This is a genomic window from Paraglaciecola arctica BSs20135, from assembly GCF_000314995.1.
Taxonomy (GTDB): domain Bacteria; phylum Pseudomonadota; class Gammaproteobacteria; order Enterobacterales; family Alteromonadaceae; genus Paraglaciecola; species Paraglaciecola arctica.
Map to the genome: position 1 here is coordinate 32868 of NZ_BAEO01000051.1, position 23166 is coordinate 56033.

A 23166-nucleotide genomic window follows, 5' to 3' on the forward strand; every position below is an offset into this window, starting at 1 on the left:
GGTTGAAACGAACATGGGGAATTGCTCAAGTTATACAACTTTTCCTATGATAATTCTTGAAACAATTTGTTCTTCGCCAAATAATGAGTCTTCAAAGCAATCATCAAATTGGGTTATCTCATTGAAGTACTTTTGAAATGCAGTATTGTAAAAGTTGCGAAGTAAAAAGCATAAGAAATCGTGTGGGGTCAATGCTGAGTTGACCGGAATCCTGCAATTTTTATATTGGCCTAAAGTAAGATGCGACCTCGGATGTTCAATTGGTACGGCTATGTCTACTCTACAGTCGAAGTCAAACCTAATTGGAAAGGGGACAACGTTTTTATTTGATACATCGGCGTAAATCTCATCTTCTAAATATATTTCAGGATTATTTTGAAACTCCTCTAGTGTGGGGGATGGGAAAAAAGCCAAGCGATGGGTTTCAATTGAATCGTCTTTATACCGATACATTAATTGGATAAGGGCACCGTCAATCATTTTTAAATTGTATGCATGTGATTTTTCTAATTCAGCGTATATTTTGTCATAGCTGATATTCTTAAGAACTAGGCTTAAATCTGAAACATTAGCTAACCCAACTTCAGTTATCTGATTTGGAAATCTCTTTATAGATGGAAAATTTTGTTTATCGCAAAGACTTAATCCTATTAGATCTGCAGTAAGAGTTTCCAATTGCTGTCTTATTTTTAGGGGCGAAACCATTCTATACTTCTTTTTTTGACAATAAATTCCTCAACCTTTCTAACTGTTCTACTCCTAAATCTTCGGCAAAAACTGCACCTGACTCCAAATCACTTAAAAGTTGAGTAAGATTTTCTTGTTTTTTTCTAACTGCATTTTTTTCAGCGGCTGTCATATCTCTATTTACTATGTTTAGGTGTTGCCTCTGTTCTTCTGTTGGATAAGTGAAATCCAATTGAAATTGGTTGTTTTTTGTCATTTCAAATTCCTCCTTTAGAGCGGCCATCATAGGCCCTACACCAAGTACTCTTACCCATGCTTTACTTCTAGTGATGGCAGTGAATAATTGGTTTCTAACTTTAGCCATGCTACCAAATGATGAGTAGCAGTCTTGCGCATTTATTATATAAACCATTCCAGCTTCATTACCTTTTGCTCTATAAATACCAGTAAATGCAACAGAATCACTGTCAGAATCAAAAAACACATCTGGAGAAGTATCTACTCCTGCTAAATGCGTGTTTATATTTCGTTCAAAAAGAATTTTTCTTGCTGGGCCTACTGCTTTTCTTGTTGTGAGTGGGTCGGGGTTAATAACAACTATGTCGTCTGGTCTAAGTTCATCAACTGCTAAATTTTGTTGTATTGAATCAGCTAGCCACTGTGCTTGCTCTTCTAGTGTGTTAAAAATATTAAATTCAATCAAGTCCTCTATTGGGGAGTGATCTTCAAGGAATTTAGGGCTACTGTTTTCTGTGCGCCGCAATACGACTCTTTTACCGGCGGCAAGTTGCCCCTCAGAAACTTCATATCCAACCTCTTTCCACAGTTCTTCATGATCAAACATTTGTACTAAACCAGTTGTAATGTTAGGAGGCGGTTGCCTGTAAACTCCGAAACCAAGTGCATGAGCAGTAACAAGTAGAGGCCGAGAGTTTCGATAGCACTTTTCTAAGATTACGTCTTGTTGAGGCTGGCCAGGCTGAGAGGCTTCAAACGTTACTAAAGGCTTACTTTGAGTATCTAAACCAAATATTTCTTCAGGAGATGGAAGAGATTGAGAACTAAGGTTTTGAAGTTCATCATAAGCGTAAACGAGCCGTTTTTCAGGTTTCAGCAAGTCATAACACATTTTAAGGAATGCAGGAGGGAAATCTTGTGCCTCATCGATTAAAACTACGTCGTATATCTGTTTAGCATAATTAACTTCATCTAGTGCTTTCTTACAAACTCCCTCGAATTCTTTATTAGAAGCGAATCTACTTTTAGCAGCCTTAAAATCTAGATATTCAATTTCGTTGTGCTTACAGAAACTATAATATATCCCATTGTTGTAGCCTCCTCCTGGAGAGCCCCAAGAATGCAATATTTCTAAATTTTCCCAATCTGGTTCTTCATTTGTTTGTTCAATTACGAATGTATTAATTAACTTCTTAAATTGACCTTTAAGAGACCTTGTATGAAAGCTAACTGCAATTTTCCAATCTGGATGTTGTGCGTGTAAATATGCAGCCTTCAATGCTAAGACAATAGTCTTACCCGATCCAGCTAATCCCCTTATTCGTTGAACACCTTGTACTGTTTCAATTACAGCTCGACCTTGTAGATTATCGAGGTTCGCAATAGAGTCTTCAAGCATTTGAAGTTTAGCCCCACGAGAATCTGGCTTCAATGGAACTCGTTTTTTTCTACCTTTTCTAATTGTAGAAATTGCTTGCACAATTGCTAGCAAAGATTTGAAGTACTCTGGTGTCTCCCATTTCAATGAGAGTATAAATGCTCGCATGTTTTCTTCATTGCAGACTTGGTAATCATCCGAGGTGAATTCTTGCGGGTTTTCTTTTGCTGGTGCGAATGTTACAGGAGTAATCGTTACTTTTAACTGTCGCCCCTGCATCAGACTTTTGTGTGACCTAAGTTTCGATTCTAACTTGTTTACACTGTCATCCTGAGTTTCACGGAACTCTCCTAACTCAACGCCTTCGACGAGATTGAATACTATCAGGCCTGTTTGTTTAGATACAAAGATGGCATCAATTGGATAAGGGCCTTCAGCGGTGCCGATTACGGGATATCCAATATAAAGAAACCCTTCTAATTCATTTAATTCAGAAAATAGTGTTACGAGCCTTTGAGCTGAAACAGGTTTCTTTGTGGCGCCTTGTACTATTGTGACCATTTGTCCTCCATATTTATAGAGTAAACCTTACGACTGCTAAGCTTAGCAGGTTAGTACTCTTAGATTCGACGTTATAATTTCATATCCCATTCTAGACAATCTGTTCGATAGTTAACAGTGCAGAAATTATTACTTTTTATTGTTGCTTAGTCGCTCATAAACTTTAAGCTTCAAATTAATCCAAAACATCAACAGAGTTAGTTAACAGACTAAATCCAGTGTACAAGTGTACGCTCAAATTATACACTGCAATTCCTGCTACCTAAGATCATAATTCATGACCTCTACCAAGCTTTCTGTTCGCCCTTACTCGCCACTTGAAGAAACTTTAAATGCTGCAACCCATGGCTTGGGGTTTGTTGCTGCCTTTATTGGTTTGGTACTTATGTTGTTGCGAGTCGATGGCATATACGGGCAAGTAGCTTGTGTGGTCTATGGGTTTTCGATGATGTTGATGTTTCTTTCTTCAACGCTTTATCATGGTGTGAGTCGAGCTGATTTAAAGCAAGTATTAAAGACTATTGACCACAGCGCAATCTATATATTGATAGCAGGTACTTACACTCCTTTGATGGTCGTAGCTGTGGGTGGCACAGTGGGCTTAATTGCTATGGTGTTGATCTGGTCTATTGCGATTGCAGGTATTTTGTTTAAGTGTTTTGCCAACAATCGTTTTCCTAAGTTGTCTTTGGTGACGTATTTATTGATGGGCTGGTTGGCGATATTTTTTATCTATCCTTTGTACAATTCTTTGGAAACAACAGGCTTTTATTTACTGCTAGCGGGAGGCCTTTGTTATACTGTGGGTGTGGTTTTTTATGCGGCTAAAAAAATCCAGTTTACTCATGCCATTTGGCATCTGTTTGTTGCGGCGGGTTGCTTTTGCCATTTTTTGACTATTTATAGTTACGTTATTTAATTGCTATGCCCTAGGCAGATGGCTTAAGCTAGCTTAATCATATTGCTAAAACTCCTAGGATCAAGTGACTTTTTATTATGTATAAAAATTATTACGGACTAACTTCTAAACCCTTCCAATTGACTCCCGATCCTAGCTTCTTTTTTGGTAGTAAATGGCATAAACGTGCCATGTCTTATTTGCAATACGGTTTGTCTCAAGCTGAAGGTTTTATTGTTATCACTGGCGATATAGGTACAGGTAAAACTACCATAGCCAACAGTTTATTAGATAACATGCAGGAAGATATCGTTGCTGCACAAATAGTGTCGCCAAAATTGTCACCTGATGAATTGGTGAAAATGGTCGCTAGCAAATTTAATGTGCCAGTCAAAGGCAGTACCAAGTCTGATATTTTGAATGATCTTGAAGCTTTTTTGATGGGATTGCACAAAGAAGGTAAGCGAGCATTGTTACTGGTTGATGAAGCACAAAACTTACCTTTAGAAACCATTGAAGAATTGCGTATGTTGTCTAACTTTCAAGCAGCGGGTAAACCATTGTTGCAAAGCTTCTTGCTGGGGCAGGAAGAGCTACAACCTATTCTTCGTGCGCCAAATATGGAGCAATTTAGACAACGCATTGTGGCGTCTTGCCATTTGGCGCCTTTAACGGATGTGGAGTGCCAAGCCTATATTGAATATCGTATGCAACACGCTGGTTGGGATGGTAGGGCGTTGTTTTCAGCGGGAGCATACGACCGAATTTTCCAATTCACTCATGGAATACCAAGAAAAATTAATACTTTGATGGACAGGATCTTGCTTTTTGGTTTTCTTGAGGAATTAGAAACCTTAGATGAAGAAGCCGTTGAAAACGTGATCAAAGAAGTGTCTGAGGAAATGTTTTTACCAGAGAAACAAGCTCAAACTCAAACACCGGCTAAAGGCATTCTTGATGCTGCTACTGATGATGGGCAAGTTAAAGACGTAGAGTATTATAAAACCATGCTCACAGAATTAGTGGATGCTTTAGATAACGCGATCAGCCAAAAAATTAAGCTTACTCGCTATATCGACCGTCTATTACAAAAAAAATACAAAACTTACGTTCGATTGAAGTCCGATGATGAGTAAAAACCGCTAAATAACAACAAAAATTTCGCTTTATTTTAAATTGAGTTAAGTTTTTGATAAAAAAGCCGATGAAATAAATGAACTAAAAGGTTAAGATCTTATCCGAAGGTTATATCGTACAATAACTATACAAAATTAACCTTTAGTATATTTGTTCCATTTGGGGTGTTCTATGAAACGTATAATTGGTGAAAGAAGGCAAGCATCGGGATTATACCCTGATGGACCAATGTTCAAGGAACGACGTAAAGCTTATTATCATGGAAAGTACAGTAAGAGAATGTTGTCTCTTTTGTTATTGGTTAGTTGCGTAGCCTTAATTATATTTAAGCAAGTCGCCTAACTAATTAGCATATTGTAAAAACCGCTGGTTATTGTTTATTTTAAACAATAACCAGCGGTTTTTTGTTTTAGAGATACCATATCAATTCGATTGCACTAATCTTGACTGAATAAACTCTGCTAATTTACCGCTGGCTTGGGGATGTTGAGACGATCCAAAAAACAAACATATCTTTATCGAGCCTAAATCAGGCAGATGCTTATGCTGAATAATATCTAATTGTTTTGGGACACTACTCTTAGCCAACGCACTGATCCCTAAGCCCTGTTTAATGGCGGCTGTAATGCCACTTAGATCTGCATTGGTATAACTGATCCGCCACTGCTGAGTTTGCTGTTTTAGCTTATTGATTACTCGGCTTCTATATACACAGCCATCAGGTGCCAAAACTAACGATAACATTGCTTGGGGGTTTGCTAAGCTACGATCGCCTACCCAAACTAACTCATCAATTAATAATTCTTGTCCGTTGATTTCAGTACCAGGGTCGACTAATGCCAAAACAAGATCAAAACCACTGAGATTCTCATCCTCAAGCAAGGATTTACTTAATGCTGAAGTGACTTCTAGAGATACATCAGGATATAACTTGCCAAATTCGCCAATAATACTAGGTAGTAAAGTGGTGGCAAATTCACTGGGGATCCCCAGCCGTAGTCTTCCTTTCAAAGAGGTTGGTTGAAATTGCCGAAAGATTCCATCGTTTAAGTCCAGCATAGTGAGTGCTGTTTTATATAAATTTACGCCATCTTGGTTAACTACCTGTCTTTGCCCTTTTTTTGCAAAAAGACGTTTCGACAATTGTTGCTCTAAACGTTTTATTTGTAAGCTTACTGCAGGTTGCGATAAACCAAGCTTTTCGCCTGCTTTTGCATAGCCACCTAAATCCACCACAGTGACAAATGTGCGCAGGTTATCCAAAGAAAGTTGTTTCATATGATCTAATCAACATTGTTTTTAAAAAAGCCTCTTAAATAAGACTTTTAAATGATTATTCGATTATTCATAAGAAATGTAAATGTAAAGATTAAATATTTCAATTTGTCGTGCTCCATTACTGTAACTATAATTCCCACATTATTTAACTACGGATACAGTATTTGATGTCGAATAAAACGGTTTTACATGGCAAACACTTGGAAGCAGGGGCCAAAATGGTCGACTTCCATGGTTGGGAAATGCCCATCAATTATGGTTCGCAAATAGAAGAACATCATGCCGTGCGTAAAGACGCAGGCATGTTCGATGTATCTCACATGACTATAGTGGACATTACAGGTAACGAAGCGCAGGCCTATTTACGTTTTTTACTGGCCAACGACGTAGTCAAATTGCAAGATAAAGGCAAAGCCTTATACAGCGGTATGTTAAATGAAGCTGGTGGCGTGGTGGACGATCTTATCGTTTATTATTTCGACCAAACTAATTACCGTTTAGTGGTTAATTCTGCGACCCGTGAAAAAGATATGGACTGGCTAAATAAACAAGCCAAGGGTTTCGAAGTAACCATCACCGAGCGTCCAGAGTTCGCCATGATTGCTGTGCAGGGTCCTAATGCCAAAAGCAAAGCAGCAGAGTTATTTTCTGCCGCACAAAAAGAAGCGGTAGCAGGCATGAAAGCTTTTTATGGTGTGCAAGCCGAAGACTTATTTATTGCGACCACTGGATACACAGGTGAAGCTGGCTACGAAATTATGGTACCTATCGCTGAGGCTGCTAATTACTGGCAAAAATTGCTAGATGTAGGCGTGGCTCCTTGTGGTTTAGGTGCAAGAGATACCTTGCGCCTAGAAGCTGGCATGAACTTGTATAGCCAAGATATGGATGAGACTATTTCACCATTGGCCGCTAACATGGCTTGGACTATTAGCTGGGAACCCAGCGACAGAAACTTTGTTGGTCGCCAAGCACTAGAGCAACAAAAAGCCGCTGGCACTGATAAACTAGTAGGCTTAGTGATGACCGACAAAGGTGTTTTACGAGCCGGTCAAAAAGTACAAGTTACCGGCGGCGAAGGGATAATCACTTCTGGTACATTTTCACCTACTTTAGGTCATAGCATTGCTATGGCACGTGTACCTTCAACAGTTGGTGATAGCGCTGAAGTTGAAATGCGCAAAAAGTGGGTTACAGTAAAAGTGGTCAAACCCAGCTTTGTCCGAAATGGCAAAAGTGTCTTATAAGTTAACTAAATAATTATTAGGAACCAACATGAGCAATACTCCAGCAGATTTACGTTACGCTTCCACTCACGAATGGGTACGCCCAGACGGTGACGGTGTGTTTACTATTGGTCTTAGTGACCATGCCCAGCAATTATTGGGTGATATGGTGTTTGTAGAGTTACCTGACGTAGGCGCTGAGGTAGGTACGGGCGACGATATCGCTGTTGCCGAATCAGTGAAAGCCGCATCTGATGTGTATGCACCTATCAGCGGTGAAATTGTAGCAGTAAACGAAGACTTAGGAGATACACCTGAGTTGGTTAACTCTGACCCATATGGTGACGGCTGGTTATTTAAGATAAAAGCGGAAGATCCTAGTGAAGTTGAAGGATTACTCGACTCTGCAGCATACGAAGGCACCATCGAAGACGAATAAGTACACTCAAAATAAGGGCTGCAGAGCCCTTAGGTCTTATTTAAATATTATTCTCGTAAAAGAGTGAGCACTGGTTCAACGGTTCTTACTCTTTACTCACATCAGGAATTTGTAGTCAGCTATGTCATTATCTCATTTTTCATTATCAGAACTTGAACAAAAGCAGGATTTTGTTCGTCGTCATATTGGTCCCAGTGAAGCAGAAATGGCAGACATGCTTACTGCAATTGGTGCCACATCCCTTGATGATTTAATGCAACAAACTGTGCCCGAGAGCATACGTTTAGCCCAACCTTTAAAAGTAGGTGAAGCGCAAACCGAAGCCGATGCCTTGGCTTATTTAAAAACCGTTGCCAGCAAAAATAAAGTGATGCGTTCTTTTATTGGTATGGGTTATTACGACACACTTACTCCTAATGTGATTTTACGTAACGTACTAGAAAACCCAGGTTGGTATACAGCCTACACGCCTTATCAACCAGAGATTGCCCAAGGCCGACTCGAAGCCTTACTTAATTTCCAGCAAGTCACCATAGACCTAACTGGTATGGAATTAGCTTCAGCATCATTGTTAGATGAAGCCACTGCCGCAGCTGAAGCTATGGGGCTGGCTAAACGTATTTCTAAAAACCGCAAAGCGAATACCTTTTTTGTTGCAGACGACGTACATCCACAAACCTTAGACGTAGTGCAAACCCGCGCCGATATGTTTGGTTTTGATATTGTGGTAGGTAAAGCCGCTGAGGCCAGTCAACACGATGTGTTTGGCGCGTTATTACAATACCCAGGTAGCACAGGTGCAGTAACCGATATCGCAGATATCATTGCCGCGGTACAAGCCAATAAAGGCATAGTGGCGGTAGCGGCTGATTTACTCAGTTTAGTGTTACTCAAATCACCTGGCGAAATGGGTGCAGATGTAGTACTTGGTAGCGCGCAACGTTTTGGTGTACCTATGGGGTACGGCGGCCCTCATGCCGCATTTTTTGCAACTCGTGATGCATACAAACGTTCATTACCAGGACGTATTATTGGTGTGTCCAAAGATACCCGTGGTAAACCTGCATTGCGTATGGCGTTGCAAACCCGCGAACAACATATTCGCCGTGAAAAAGCCAACTCAAACATTTGTACAGCACAAGTATTGCTGGCCAATATGGCCTCGTTCTATGCTGTGTACCATGGTCCAGAGGGCTTAAAAACCATCGCTTCACGGATACATCGTTTTGCCGATATTTTGGCATCAGGGCTGGTTAAAGCTGGATTTGAATTAGTTAACGATACTTGGTTCGATACCTTAGCCATTAAAGTGGGCAGCAAAAAAGAAGCAATAATAACGGCCGCATTGGCGAATAAGCTAAACCTACGTACCGATATTGATGGTGTGTTATGTATTAGCTTAGACGAAACCACTTCGCGTGATGATCTCCAAGCTTTATACCAAGCCTTTGTTGGCGCCAACGTAGAGTTAGATATTAAAGCCTTTGACCAAGTGATGGTTGAAAACGGCAGTGCTTCTATTCCTGAAGATCTTATCCGTACGACTGATTTTTTAACCCACCCAGTATTTAACAGTTATCATTCTGAAACTGAAATGCTGCGATATATCAAATCACTAGAAGACAAAGACTTAGCCTTAAATCATTCAATGATTTCGTTAGGCTCTTGCACCATGAAACTCAACGCCACAGCAGAAATGCTGCCTATAACATGGCCTGAGTTTGGTCAACTACATCCGTTTTCACCTTTAGATCAAGCCCAAGGTTACAAACAAATGCTTGATGAGCTGAGCGAATGGTTAATCGACATTACCGGTTACGATGCTCTATCTATGCAGCCCAACTCAGGCGCACAAGGTGAATATGCAGGATTGATCACCATTCAAAAATATCACGAAAGTAGGGGAGAAGGGCACCGTAATGTTTGCCTAATTCCAAGCTCTGCTCACGGTACTAACCCAGCGTCAGCGCAAATGGTTAGCATGAAAGTAGTAGTGGTAAATTGCGATAAAAAAGGCAATGTGGATGTAGCCGACTTACGCAAAAAAGCCGAAGAAGTGGCCGACAACTTAGCTTGCGCCATGATCACCTACCCATCTACCCATGGTGTATACGAAGAGACCATCAAAGAAATGTGCGACATAGTGCATGAATTTGGCGGTCAAGTGTACATGGACGGCGCCAACATGAACGCCCAAGTAGGTGTCACATCACCAGGTCATATTGGCTCAGATGTATCTCACTTAAACTTACACAAAACCTTCTGTATTCCACACGGTGGCGGTGGCCCAGGTATGGGACCCATAGGTGTAAAAGCCCACTTAGCGCCATTTTTACCCAACCATAAAGTGGTAGGTGTAGAAAACGCCGGTGACACTCAAGTGCGCGAACATGGCGCTGTATCAGCAGCACCTTGGGGCAGTGCCTCAATTTTGCCAATCAGCTACATGTACATCAAAATGATGGGTAGCGAAGGGCTTAAAAAAGCGACGCAAGTCGCCATACTTAACGCTAACTATGTGGCAGAAAAACTCTCTGCACATTACCCAGTGTTATATCGTGGCCGTAACAACCGTGTTGCTCACGAATGTATTATTGATTTACGTCAACTAAAAGAAAGCTCAGGTGTCACCGAAGTCGACATAGCAAAACGCCTTAACGACTATGGTTTCCACGCACCAACTATGAGTTTCCCTGTTGCTGGCACATTTATGATTGAACCCACAGAATCAGAAGCCAAAGCCGAACTCGACCGTTTTATTGCCGCCATGGCGTCTATTCGCGGCGAAATCGCCAAAGTGGAATCAGGTGAGTGGGATGGCACAGACAACCCACTTCATAATGCACCCCACACACTTGACGATATTTGCGATAGTGAGTGGAACCGTAGCTATGACAGAAAGCTTGCTGCTTATCCAGTGGCAGCAGTGGCTAGGAATAAGTTTTGGCCAACGGTTAATCGGATTGATGATGTGTTTGGGGATAGGAATTTATTTTGTGAATGTCCGAGTATTGAGAGTTATATTGAGGAATAGTTTCTGTGTAAATTTTCTAAGTTCCCCGTTGAGACCCTTCGGAGACCTTATTTTACAAGCACTAATTTATCCATAAAAAATAACTAAGTTCCCCGTCATCATATGTTCCCAACTATCAGAAAAATAGCTTATTCGTACCCTAATATTAAAATGGTTAAGCTCCCTTACAATCAAATTAGTAGGCAAAGAACACTGTGGTGTTATCGCAATTCAACCAACAACTTAATTCTCTTTAGTCTGTTCAGTCGTTTTACGTTCAGTAATATTTGCAGGCTTTTCATAAAAAGACTTTAGCACCTCAAGCACATGCTCAGGTATGTCATCGACGCCCACTGGCAATGTAACCGATATCGATTGATTATCATCCGCGATTAGTTTAATCACTGTTTCAGACTCAACGCTACTAACCTTCTTTTTAACCTCTTCAATTATGAGGGTAGCTATAGCATTTTTACTCATTGCAGTGCTTATAACTTTTCCCCCTTCTTCGATGATAAAAATTACAGGCCCTTTAGCTTCAGTTATATTAGTTCGTATCGTCATTGTATTTCCGGATACCGAAACACTTTGAACCTCTACGCCTTCGAAAACTGATTTTATCTTTCCCTTTATATCAGCTTCGTCTTTACCTTTCAGTGAAGAAAGATTTTTTCCTATCAACACAAAGTCTTGTAAATGATCTTCTATCTTCTTTTCTTCGTTTCGTTTGAGTGTTACTGATGACGGAAAAATATGAGAGAACTCAACTAACTTAGTTTCAGTCTTTTCTGCCTGCCTGTGAGGAAGTCTGGTAAATTGAATATCACCGAATAGTTTGCTATTAAGTTCTTCACACTTACGCTTTATAAAATTATTCGAAACGTCATCACCGTAATCTTTTACACATTCCTCTTTAAGTACTCTTTGGAGATTGAACAACTCTTCCGTTGTTAATTGTTCCTTAGAATTAAGTAGCCAAGGTGAGCGACTAGAAGATTTCCACCGGGTTGTGGGAGTTACATAAATTAATGGTTCAAGCAGACAATAATCATCTGTAACATCATTTTTGTCGCAATCTTTCGCCACTTTAAGTTCATCAAATTGCTTTTCCCCAATAGTGTCGAATCTTAGGAGTATCGGAAACGTCTGTTGCTGAAGAAGCATACTCGGATCACTATCATCCCAAGTGGCAGCGAAAAATTCAGGCTGAATTTCCAAACCTACTAACTTACCTGTCGAAAATACGCTGACGTTATTGTCCACGCTCCGGGAGCCAAACTCTTTCCTTCGCTGCTTAGAAAAGTCAGCAAATGCTTCGGCTGATTCCTTCATTCCGGCATTTTGTAAAGAAGCGGCCAGCATCAATGAAAGGTTAATTTGGCTTATTTGCTTATTTTGTAACTCTTGGGTTTGCGCGTAGGTAACAGGGGATATAGCAGTAGTATTTATATCGTATTCATCTAATAATAAGTCTTCGAAGCTTTTAATTGCGTGTTTAGCCTTTGCCTTTTTAACAATATCCTTATACCTCTTCTCACACTTCTCATCTCTGACCAAAGAAAGTTGCTTAATCTCTTTATTAGTATCGGTATCATATTCACAAGCATCAATATAGTTAGCTCTAATCAGATTTTTCAACTCGTCATCAACGCTCTGGTCTTCTATGTATTTTCGTACTGTAGCTTTTGATGCTTGATCCAATAAAACAGTAGGATTTAGGTTGACTACTGCATGGTAACCTTCTTTTGTTCGCCAACCGGGATTCACTGAGATCATTGAAACACCAAAGTAAGCATTTTTTTCATCATTGCTGGAAATTGTGGTTAACATGTCAGCCAAAAACTTGTTGGTTGCAGCTTGGGGAAGAGCATTGTAATCAGGCAGAGAAAGACTGTCTTTAAGATTGCTATTACTTAAGGAGAAACCTTCGCCATTTAAATCAGTTTTGCCTACAAAAGGAGTTGTTTGTAGTCGGTTAAGTGCGGGAACATTGTTTTCAGGTAATGTCGGAAAATCGGGAAGTTGCGACACGGTTGCCAGTTCTTTCAGTTCTAACTGGTAATCATTTAGACAATCTTTACGTCTGTTCACTGCCGCATTATTTAAAGTTATTGCGTCTGAGACAGATATGTCGCCTGTTACACGATCATCCTCACCATCTGCTATCGCTGTACACGTTGTAAAATTCTCTTTTGCTGCTTTGGCCAAGCTATCAACAATATTTTTTTTGGCATCTTGAACCGTTTTCTTTTCTTCATCTGTAAGTTGTTTTCCCGTCTCTATTTTTGCAACCGCATTTTCGTAATTTGAAAACTGATTCTCATATAAGGCTTTAGTGGTTGCGTCGGCTTGAGTTGAAGCAGCTAAGAGAAATGAGAATACTGTTTTTGTATGTTGCAGAATTCCAGCGTTCACTTCATCTTTGGCACCTTGATAGTATTGTTGAGACGTCTTATCTATCTTAAATTCGTATTCGTCTGCGGGAATACTAATTATTGGTGGCGAAGCCGTCACAGACCCCCATTCGTCAAGCACTTCATCAGCTATTTGAATAGCAGGTAGCTTTGTTGAACGAGCGATATGTGTAGTGCAGCCATTGAGAATAATCACCAATGAGATTGGAAGAATATAAATATTGTTGATAAGACGATGTGACATGCTTAATTCCTTTTAAAATTATTTTATTCCATGACGTTACCTCTATAACTTATGTGCGAACAACATTTGAATTTGCTTAAAGTCCTAATAGAACTAGCTTGAGACTTAATTCTACAAATAGGACAAATTCAAACAGCACATTAAAGTCAGAAATATTTTAGATTTATATTTTTAATTATTATAAAAAATATAGTCCAAATTAAAAATTTGGCTAAGCAAAAAAGCACATATTGCTTTTTTACCATTTTCAATCACTACTTTTTTCGATGAGTTTAATATCAAAATTACCCAACAAAAACTGCATCGTTTGAATCTCAGTCATTTCTTCAGCAAGTTTTTGTCCAAGCTGTGCCCAGTGTTCAATTACCTGTTCGGGTGTTTTCGGCAGTCTTTCCAAGTATGCATTAGCCTCTGTAATCAGATCATCTGATAGTTCTATGGTTTGTTTATCGGTCATGTCATAACTCCTATTTTTTGCTGTAATTCTGTGCTGGCGGTAGTGTTTGATACAGCCATTCATTGTCATGCTTATAAAGCCATGTGTAATCGGCGTAATGTAAATTCTTCAGTTCTTTTCGCGTAATATTGGTGTGCTCATCTATCGCTTTAAGTATGCATTGTCTGGCTAGTTTACCCCGCTCTTCCATGCGTATACTTTTTCGTTTTTCACTCAATCCGTGAACACTCTGGATAAGTTGCTCAACAGCTCCTACAGACACGCCCTCTCGTTTGGCGATGATTGCTCTGTGTAATCCAACATGAGCGCTTTGTAGTATTCGAGCTTCTATGTCAGCGGTAATAAACTGAGTACGCCTCTGAAAGCCTATGCTTTTTTGACTCGCAATACTCTTTACAAAATTGACGCTGCGTTTAAGTCGTCTAGCAATCTCACGCAATGAATACGCCCTTTTATTCAGCAACTTGATACAGCGCTCACGATCTACTTGCAATTTACCCGTCTCAACATTTCGTGGCTCATCGATACGTCTATTCTTATTGCGCATTTGGTTAAGCACATAACATAGAAAGATGAATTTTAACGGATGGCAGCTATGGTTGCTTTTGTGCAGCAAATTATGAATGACGCTTTCAGAAAGAAGTTGAAAACCGAACATTGATTCTGATATCTCGTTTGCTTGTGGGAGCAGTAAAGTCATGTCCACACTTTGACCTTTAAGAAGGTTTTTCAATCGAACAAGCTCTACTGGACCACCCCAATAATCCTCTCGACAGTCGTAAGAAACAAATTGATAATCATGACTGTAGCGCAGGATCAAATCAGTGAGTCTCACTGCGTGTTTTGATGCAATTGTTCTGGGGGCATTATCTGATTGTGGAGGAAGATAAAATTTACGACTCGATGTGTTCAAATAACGCAAATTTATTGCGTGTACAGGACAACTTATCACACCATGCATTTGATGGCTCAAATGCCAGAATGCGAGACCAAATGTAAGCCTATCTTGTTCAATACACTCTGGACAATACCAACTACCTCCAAGCTGTTTCATTGCAGACTGCGCAACAGTAGAAATATTTGCAAGGCTATGCCCTGAGTTCGAAAGCATGGTTTGTTTTAGTAAATCTGGGCTAGAGACAAAGCCAGCGAATAACGGAAAAAAGGTGTGATTGTGAAGGAGGTGATTTGTTAAATGGCCTGTAGACTCTGCAAGATGCTGTAACCCAACGGGCAACCGTTGATCAATATTAATTGGGGCCTTCCTAAACCATCGTTGCGCAGTAGCTCTATGGTTAGTTTCTACTCGATACAAATGCAAACGCGCCACGTAAGAATATACAGTTTCATCATTGTATATTGGTGGCGCGTAAGCAGATGTCATGAGGCTTTAAACTCCGTCGCGTCTTCGGCAAACTTCATCGCCAACAAAAAGACTAGAGGGTGGCGAACTGGAGCTGCCTGCTTCAATTGCTGAGCCAATCCCAAACTAGCTTTACCTGAAAAAAAAGCGTAACTTTGCGCTGACGGACATAGTCTAGTCAAAGCACTTGAAAGATACTTACGCCACTCTAGTCTGTAGGTAATATCTACATGCATACTCCTAGTGGTTTCTCTGGCTCCCATAGCGCTAGCCATAGAGGACTTTACGTCTCTTAGGCGGTTGCGGTTATCCTCTGATGATATTTTCAGCAACTGACTAGATTGATTGTTCAACCAATTACGAAGCTCATCCGATTTAATCACGCTACCAAGACTCAACACCTCATCGTTAATCAATGGGTAATCTAACAATGTTTCACCTGCCTTAAGATGGAAACTTAAAAGAGGCTTACCGTGCACAGCACATGAATACATCGAAGTAATTTGATGAGTAGCATGCCAAATCGGTGCACCGTATTTTTCAATATCAGCAACACGACAGTCTGCACAGAATTTCATCGGTTTTAGTCCATCTAATATCTCCTCGCCTTCAAAAACACTCCGCTTAGATTTCACACGGATTTTGACGCACTTGATATGTTCCCGATAGGCCTGCTCGTCGGTGAACCCTCTCCAAAACCTTGCCCCTAGATGCTCCTTTAATAAAGCACCGCTGTACTCTCTTGCACTTTCTCGATATGCAAAACATGAAGCAACGCGCGGGAATAGCTGATGTAATTTGCCTAACTGCACTGAACCACTAAATGACATCAATCTCTTTGGGTCAACACCGTTTGTCAGCTTGCGCAAACGAGCCAAATAAGCAGGGAGATATTCTCCCGGTAAAATGGGGATTTGAGCGGCGTAATGGTCAATAATATGTGTATTCATCACTCTACCCCTTACGAAATAAGTCATGAGCGGCACGTCCCAACTCTTTGCTTTGTTTTAAAGCAACACTATCAGGGTTCTTATCATTGGGCACTGGCACGGCTTTCTTAGCATGCTTTAAGGCTTGCAATGGCACTTTTAAGCTTATTTCCTGAATTGGTTTATTGTGGAAGCGTGTCAATTTATTTAATACTGATTTTTTAAGTTCATACACGTCCTTCAATAATTTTTTACTTAAGCACGTTATGTTTGACTCCTCCACGTGATCTATCAACGCTTTACAGTAAATCTGAAGAGCACTGTAATTCCCGGCTGTATAAACGTGAATTTGGCGTAAATATGCACTAGTCAATACCACTTCACGGCAAAACACATACTGCTGGATAATCGTTATGACTAACTCTTCCCAATAATCACTATCTTGTGGATAATTGTCTAAAGTGATATCTGCGTCTTTTTTATAGCGGCGAAGCGTGTGTGCATTGCAAGATAAGAAATCTTCCAGTTCAGGAGTACCAATGAGTAAAATTGGAACCTTCAAAGCATTGAATAAACTTTGGAGAAACTTCGCATTTGGCGAGTCCTTACCTGACGTTTTTCCACTCTCTGTAATGAGCATCTGCCCCTCATCCAAAATAACAAGGCCAATACCATGCTGCCAGCAAGCGTTTGCTACAGCCGCAATTAGATGTCCTTCACCTTTACGTAGAGGGTTATCTTCGTAATACGTTGTTCCAGCCTTTTCATCAATTGCTAGTAATATATTTCGCAGCACGGTAAGGGTCGAACGGGCATTTAGATCAGCCTTAATACAAGGAATTTGTAAAAAAGACTTTTGATAAGCAGTATCACTTGCAGGGTGCAGGATAGTCGCTGGTATCAAATCAATAATGCGGTTAACCGCTTCTGATTTCCCCAAGCCAGAAGGGCCTATAATACACCCTGCAATATCAATCTTTTTGTCGGCTTCGATTTTCCCTTCTACTCTTTTTTCACCGCCAAGTGCAGCCTTGTTCATATCTGCGTAAAAACTCGGGTAGGCAATATTTTTGTAACGATAGCCAAATTCCAGCATCTCGCTAATCGCATTGTAGATTTCCCATGTAAAGTCGCTTGGCTCATAAAACTCATAACTAAAGATTCGTTTCCTCTCACGAGCATCTACCCCATATAAGTTAAACTGTCTATTCTTTCTATCCGGTCTTAACTCGACCTGAGACATAAACACTTGCTTGTCGCGTATCAGGTTTAATTTAGCAACTAGTGGATTACGTGCCGTTGGTGAAACCCATTGGCTTTTTTTAGATCTTAATGTCATTGATTCATACTCCTATAATTAATTGTGAATCGCTTGGGGGTTATAATCGTCATTCATTGCAGCGCAAACTGTATTGGCGTTATTTTGTGCCTCATAGAATCTGTCTGCCTTTGTATTCGCCTGCCTGCCTTTTGCGGGTGACTTACCTTCAGAGCGCAGCAGACCACGCAGGTTTTCTCGGTTGCTTATAGCGATATCTCGCTGTGTTTTTACTCGAATGGAATCATCAACACTGTTAGCGTAGCGTGCACCAGAAGCGAATACGGCCTGATCCTCTAATATTGCTAATGCCTCTGCGAAGTGAAGGTTCTTCAGCAGTTCGCTAGAATCAGCCAAATCAAAAGCGATGATGTCATTTGATGTAGTGCCCATCTGCAACCACACATTTTGAGTCCAAGAAGGAAGGGCCATGACATCAATCTCAAAATCTGAGCACTTGCGATCAACTGCGATCTCCTGCCTCATTTCTTCAAACTGCTTGTTGGAGGTTTGATAATTGAAACCGTCTTTTGTTAATTTCACCCCTGTCTTACTGACAATGGCTTTTTTCTTTGGCAGCAATGCACTCATCAGAGTTTTAGGGTCAACAGTTTTTCCGCCGTCCATCAACTCCTCCAGCCCCCAATTCCATAGCTCTCTGGGAATTCCCCTAACACCATTTTCAAGGTGTTCCTGTGTCACCTTCTTCTTAAGGATTGTTTGATTATTGTGTGCAATGATTTCCTCAATCAGGATGTAATAGAGATCATCAATGGTGTATACAGCATGATTGGATGGGTCTTTTTTGGCTTTTGCACGCCCTTTAATTAGCGCTCCGGGCAGACCGTGGATGCAGCTTTTATTCAGCTTATTGAATAACCCTTCTACTGACCCTTTAGCCCGACCTAGATAGGCTTCGGTGACTTGAATAGAAGCAAGGCCTATTTGTGACTTAATGAGTGCGGACATAGCTGCATCAAGGTATTCTGCTCCTCTATCAATAACTAAGGTATGGCAGACGTGATGACAAGGCCAATCACCGGGCTGATAGTCATAACCCCATTGTTTACAGAATTGTCCCTTATCAGACATCGCATTAAACAGCGCAAGGGTCACCGCTTCGGCATTCGCTCCATTAAGAGATAAGTGAAAACCTGCGATAATGTTAGTGCTAACATCAACAACTGAGTAAAGAATAGGGCGTTCAATAGGCAACCACTCTTCGGTGCAGTATTTAGAAATTAGATGAACATCCAGAACAGTCGCGTCAATTTCATACATGTGACCCGGGCCGATTACATGCTTCATGACTGTGCTGGTATGAATCTTAAATTTGTTACGAAACTCTTTCGCCCCATGCTTTATTTTTTCGAACTTAGCTCGACCACCACACGCTCTGAATAAGAGCGTTTTAAACTGAGAGATAGTTAAAAATTTTTCGGGAATATAGTCGTAAATCTTTCTCCCAAATTCATCTTCATAGATTAATTTAGTGGCGTACTCGGAGTTATAATATTTACACAAATGTTTTAAGCTAAAATATTGAATGCTATGAAAATTTGACTTGATAAATGCCTCAACGTCTTTAGAGTCTTGTTTATTTGATACACGTTTAACTTGATTGTTTGACTTTCGCTTTCTTCCTCTACCTGTAGGAAAACGACGCTCAGCATCTTGAGAATTTTCAGGTAAAGTGGTGTTACGACCACTGTTTCCAGAGGCTGAAATAAGTGCTTCTTCACACTGGCCAAAGGCATAATATTTGGACAACGTATCCCACACAAAATCGTATGTTACACCGAGGCTTTTGGCGAATGACTTCATGCATTGAGTAGATATCTCTCCGTTGAAGAAAGCATATTTTCGTTGTGCAATTTGTTCAAACCTCTCGACAACCCGTCGCCTAGCTTCCACTTCCTTTTTACGGTTTTCTCGTCGTTCAAAGAAGCGTTCAATAGTTTTAGGTTTACCCCTCGGGATGTTTTGCGACAGCCATAAATCTCGATAATAACGGATGTGAACTGCGTCCGAAAAACTCTGACTCTCCAATGAAAATAATTGCCAATCAACACATTCTGTTGCGGAACAGTGTGATAGTTTGATAGGGCTACCGATTCGATGGACAAATGGTTTTTTAGGCCGCTTTCTATCCTGCTGACACAGTACAACAATGTCAGAACCATACTGATATTCGACAACAGTGAATCGCGCTGGATTATTGTCGTGACTATGCAGAGGCGGTGCGACAAGAACTTTATTTATTGCCAATTCCATAATTTTTCTCCTATAGGCAAAGGGCGGTTAAAAATGATTTCTTTTGAGATATCCACAGGTAGTCTTTGCTGCCAAATCAATTTCCAGAATGACCCTCGAATTTTTCCCGTTGAAACATTTAATTGAAGTGCTATTTCAGATAACAATGTTGCAAAACATGCTTTAGGCATATCCCGAAACCAACGCTTGAAAGCTTCCTCGCCCCTTACCAGAAGCTCTTCATCAATTTCGAGTTCGCTTCGAACTTCAGCCTCCAGTAAGTTGCGGGCAAAATCCTCTTCAAAGCACTGCATTGCAGAGGTCATCAAACGCCAACCTAAACCGTCCATTCGACAGAATTCGGCTTCAATATTGAGTTTATTGCGTATGTTTACATCACGTTTTTGCTTCTCAGAGAAAAGTCCATCTTCATTCAATCCCTTAAGAGCTATCGCGCATTGCTTAATAACGCCATCCTCATCTGAGTAATCAATCAGGTAGTCCGTCGTCATAGCGACCGCTTGATTAACTTTAAGCACTCGCCGTATATGCTTGCCTTTTGGGGTGTAGCTGGGGTGTTTTACCCCCATAGCATCGGCTATTTCTAGTGTCGTGTTGATTGGTAGCAACGGGTACTGCATTTTGATAGAAATAACATTCGGTAGGAAATCCAAGTACCTTAGCAATCGAGTTTCCATAATCGACAGAGTCTCATGACTATCATCAGATTCTGGGTTAAAAACCTTACTACCCTTACCCACCGTTGCGGTGCGTTTTAGCTTAAGGTATGGCGTATACTGCTTGGTCTTGACTGCTTGTGCTTCCCACTTCGCAATGCGATTGAGGGTGAGCGGTGTAACGGGTGGCTGATTCCCGATTCGAACAAAGCCTAAATTTTCATGATTTTCTTGCATAAGTATTTCTCCTTTCCATTTCGAAAGTAGGCTAGAGAAATCAGATTTAAAATCAGTTTTAGAGGTTTACAGCAAGATTATTGGCAAAACCAATAACGATAAAAACACATAGATAGAATTTGACAACATCAACGATCACTTAACATGCAAGCTCAGTGAGCTGATTTAAAGACAAGATGATGGATGTATTTATAAAAACACAAAACTTAGCCACCATTTAATATCAAACACGAGTTTTGTAACGCAAATTCAGAGGTTGTCAACTAAGGTATCCGGTGCAATAAGGGTTGGGAAGTGATAGCCCTTTCAAAATGTGTGTGAGATGAAAGTTTTGTCAGTATTGACAAAAATCTGTACTGTCCAAAATTCCATCATTCATCGTTCACCAACTACACCACTCGCCTTTTAAACATAACAAAAATGGCGATTAGGTCAGATTTGCTAGAACTCAGGACAATACAAAAACCTGTAAATTAAAATAATTTTTTACTTATTATAATTTTCAAATTGACAAAGCTATATAACGTACATAATCTGATATTTTTTAAGCGGTTAGTTTCTCCAAAATGACACTAAAGAAAAGGCATAGTCATAATGCACACATCAATTAAGCAATTGATTGATTACTCGTCAGGCCTTTTCTCTTTAGAGCAAGAAGAGTTTATTGAGCTTGTATCTGCTTGCTTCGTTTATGTATATATCTTCAATCAGGACAAGTCACCACAAGCATTTCAACTTGATAAAAAGCTAACCTTTAACGACCTAAACTCTTCGGTCAAAACCGTTCTGCATTTGTCAGCGCCTCTCAAGGTATGCCGCAAGAATAGACCTGAATTGGAATATGCCTTAAACGAGTTCATTGCAAAACTAGCACTCCTATTCCAAAGCAATGTCATCAGTGGCAAGGATCTAAGCGTAGCCGTTAAAGAATTGTATGGTAAATCTAGAGAACATTTCGTTATACCAAACGAACTTTGCCAGCTTGGAGTTGGTTTATTGAGAAGCTCAACCCAACAAGTGTATTGTCCATTTGAAAAAGGCTGTGATTTTGCTTTATATTTACCTGAGCAAACAGAAGTCGTGACTGAAACGAACAGTAAAGACGACGTGTTTTATGCAAAGGCCCAGAGTGCACTATTAAACAAACCACTTCAGGTCATTGAAACCGATCCCCTCAAAAATCCTACTCTCATCGAAGATGGACAACTAAAAAAGTTTGATGCTGTGGTTGGTATGCCCCCACTAGGTATTAGGGTAAAGGGGAAAGTTAACGGCGATATTTGGTGCCGTTTTCCTGAAGACTCACTTATGGGCGAGGTATATTACTTACGCCACATGCTAGCGCAAAGTAAAGGCCGCGTTATTTGTTTCGTGTCTAACGCTTTTCTTTTCCGCACCGCTGCGGGTGAATATCAGTTTAAAGAAGACATAGTTGAGAATGAGTGGCTAGAAGGTGTCATTGCACTGCCCAGAGGACTACTGACACATATATCAGTGGATATCAGCCTTGTTATATTGAACTCAAGCAAAACATCGCTAAGCGTTAAATTCATGGATGCTAGTAGCGAGGCGTTTACTCGAAAATTATCAAAAACCCTTAGTCAACTATGTAATGTTCAACAACTGTTGGATATCTATAACAATCCCCATAATTATGACGACGAGATAGTTTACTCATCCAAGTATGAGATAGCCGATACTGGCTATAACTTATCCCCGGCTCGCTACGTGAAGTCGGAGGATGATAGAAAATTAGACGAATTTTTATCCGGATTCAAAACAGCTAAATTATGTGAGCTGGTTGATATAATCCGACCTCAATCCGTGCAGCATAATGAAGAAGGTAATGAAACTTTCAAAGAATATGGAATAAATAACCTTGACGGTATTGGTTACCTTGCGGGAAATCCAAGGTTGTTAATGTTAGACCGTCAAAAATCAAAGCGTGCAAAGAAGCAGATGATAGAACCAAATGATGTTTTGGTCGTTTGTCGTGGCGCTGTAGGCAGAGTCGGATTCGTTCCCGATAAAATAGGAGATAACGCCCTAGCTAACCAAGCATTTGCTATCTTGCGGGTGAAGCCACTGTGTAGAAGGATGTCTCCAAAAGCCCTATTTCAATACTTATCGTCCGATTATGGTAAATATCAGCTCAGCTCTCTTGCCACTGGAACAACATCACTCATGCTTTCCAGCAAAGATTTAAGCTCTATGATCGTTCCTGCATTGAATAAAGCTCAACAAGAAGTGATGGCTATTGCTCATCAGCAAGCCATCGACAAACAAAAATCAATAGACATTTTGCAAAAAGAGCTTGTGGAATTGCGAACACAGGCAATCAAAAAAATTGCAGTATGACACTCAACTTTCAATTACTCTTAATCAATTCGAATATAGTGCGAGCAATACGTCTGCACATC

17 protein-coding genes are annotated in these 23166 nt (G+C 40.4%); 7 read left to right on the top strand and 10 right to left on the bottom strand.

Annotation, left to right across the window (positions count from 1 at the left end; all coding sequences use genetic code 11):
* Positions 1 to 30 precede the first annotated feature (30 nt).
* Complete coding sequence (locus GARC_RS16010; RefSeq protein WP_226989184.1) at positions 31 to 675, bottom strand: DUF2290 domain-containing protein; 645 nt, start codon at positions 673 to 675, stop codon at positions 31 to 33.
* Positions 676 to 706: 31 nt separating this feature from the next.
* Positions 707 to 2863: a DEAD/DEAH box helicase gene (locus GARC_RS16015; protein ID WP_007622049.1), complete on the bottom strand. Its 2157-nt coding sequence runs from the start codon at positions 2861 to 2863 to the stop codon at positions 707 to 709.
* A gap of 277 nt (positions 2864 to 3140) precedes the next feature.
* Between GARC_RS16015 and trhA the strand changes: the two genes are divergently transcribed.
* The 3 genes from trhA (at position 3141) to GARC_RS27030 (ending at position 5240) form a co-directional block, all read left to right on the top strand.
* Positions 3141 to 3782: a PAQR family membrane homeostasis protein TrhA gene (gene trhA, locus GARC_RS16020; protein ID WP_007622051.1), complete on the top strand. Its 642-nt coding sequence runs from the start codon at positions 3141 to 3143 to the stop codon at positions 3780 to 3782.
* 77 nt (positions 3783 to 3859) lie between these two features.
* Positions 3860 to 4897 (top strand): XrtA/PEP-CTERM system-associated ATPase, encoded by a 1038-nt coding sequence (locus tag GARC_RS16025; protein ID WP_007622053.1) that lies wholly within the window; start codon positions 3860 to 3862, stop codon positions 4895 to 4897.
* A 172-nt stretch (positions 4898 to 5069) separates the two neighbouring features.
* A complete protein-coding gene (locus GARC_RS27030) occupies positions 5070 to 5240 on the top strand; it encodes a hypothetical protein (protein WP_162832681.1) in 171 nt (56 codons plus the stop codon).
* Positions 5241 to 5321: 81 nt separating this feature from the next.
* Here the strand turns inward: GARC_RS27030 and GARC_RS16030 are convergent, their stop codons facing one another.
* Positions 5322 to 6176, bottom strand: a complete 855-nt coding sequence (locus tag GARC_RS16030) for a LysR family transcriptional regulator (protein WP_007622055.1) — start codon at positions 6174 to 6176, stop codon at positions 5322 to 5324.
* Positions 6177 to 6343: 167 nt separating this feature from the next.
* Between GARC_RS16030 and gcvT the strand changes: the two genes are divergently transcribed.
* From gcvT to gcvP, 3 genes are all read left to right on the top strand, one after another.
* Complete coding sequence (gcvT, locus tag GARC_RS16035; RefSeq protein WP_007622057.1) at positions 6344 to 7423, top strand: glycine cleavage system aminomethyltransferase GcvT; 1080 nt, start codon at positions 6344 to 6346, stop codon at positions 7421 to 7423.
* A gap of 28 nt (positions 7424 to 7451) precedes the next feature.
* The gene (gene gcvH / locus GARC_RS16040; RefSeq protein ID WP_007622059.1) at positions 7452 to 7841 is read left to right on the top strand and encodes a glycine cleavage system protein GcvH; all 390 of its coding nucleotides are present in this window, start codon (positions 7452 to 7454) and stop codon (positions 7839 to 7841) included.
* A gap of 121 nt (positions 7842 to 7962) precedes the next feature.
* Positions 7963 to 10875: an aminomethyl-transferring glycine dehydrogenase gene (gene gcvP / locus GARC_RS16045; RefSeq protein ID WP_007622061.1), complete on the top strand. Its 2913-nt coding sequence runs from the start codon at positions 7963 to 7965 to the stop codon at positions 10873 to 10875.
* 222 nt (positions 10876 to 11097) lie between these two features.
* Here gcvP and GARC_RS16050 read toward each other — a convergent pair whose 3' ends face one another.
* From GARC_RS16050 to GARC_RS16080, 7 genes are all read right to left on the bottom strand, one after another.
* Complete coding sequence (locus tag GARC_RS16050; protein WP_007622063.1) at positions 11098 to 13512, bottom strand: hypothetical protein; 2415 nt, start codon at positions 13510 to 13512, stop codon at positions 11098 to 11100.
* Positions 13513 to 13759: 247 nt separating this feature from the next.
* The gene (locus tag GARC_RS16055; RefSeq protein WP_007622065.1) at positions 13760 to 13969 is read right to left on the bottom strand and encodes a hypothetical protein; all 210 of its coding nucleotides are present in this window, start codon (positions 13967 to 13969) and stop codon (positions 13760 to 13762) included.
* A 10-nt stretch (positions 13970 to 13979) separates the two neighbouring features.
* Positions 13980 to 15353 carry a TnsD family Tn7-like transposition protein gene (locus GARC_RS16060; protein WP_007622067.1) on the bottom strand — a complete coding sequence of 458 codons (1374 nt, stop codon included), beginning with the start codon at positions 15351 to 15353 and terminating at the stop codon, positions 13980 to 13982.
* Entirely contained in the window at positions 15350 to 16282 is a 933-nt protein-coding gene (locus tag GARC_RS16065) for a TniQ family protein (RefSeq protein WP_039989867.1), read from the bottom strand. The genes GARC_RS16060 and GARC_RS16065 overlap by 4 nt, the downstream gene beginning before the upstream one ends.
* A gap of 4 nt (positions 16283 to 16286) precedes the next feature.
* Positions 16287 to 17600 (bottom strand): ATP-binding protein, encoded by a 1314-nt coding sequence (locus GARC_RS16070; protein WP_007622071.1) that lies wholly within the window; start codon positions 17598 to 17600, stop codon positions 16287 to 16289.
* An 18-nt stretch (positions 17601 to 17618) separates the two neighbouring features.
* Positions 17619 to 19853, bottom strand: a complete 2235-nt coding sequence (locus GARC_RS16075; protein ID WP_007622072.1) for a hypothetical protein — start codon at positions 19851 to 19853, stop codon at positions 17619 to 17621.
* On the bottom strand, positions 19838 to 20746 hold the full coding sequence (locus tag GARC_RS16080) for a TnsA endonuclease N-terminal domain-containing protein (RefSeq protein WP_007622073.1): 909 nt from the start codon (positions 20744 to 20746) through the stop codon (positions 19838 to 19840). The genes GARC_RS16075 and GARC_RS16080 overlap by 16 nt, the downstream gene beginning before the upstream one ends.
* A 594-nt stretch (positions 20747 to 21340) precedes the next feature.
* On the opposite strand from GARC_RS16080, the gene GARC_RS16085 reads away from it, so the two are divergent.
* On the top strand, positions 21341 to 23104 hold the full coding sequence (locus GARC_RS16085) for an N-6 DNA methylase (RefSeq protein ID WP_007622074.1): 1764 nt from the start codon (positions 21341 to 21343) through the stop codon (positions 23102 to 23104).
* The last annotated feature ends 62 nt before the right edge of the window (positions 23105 to 23166 follow it).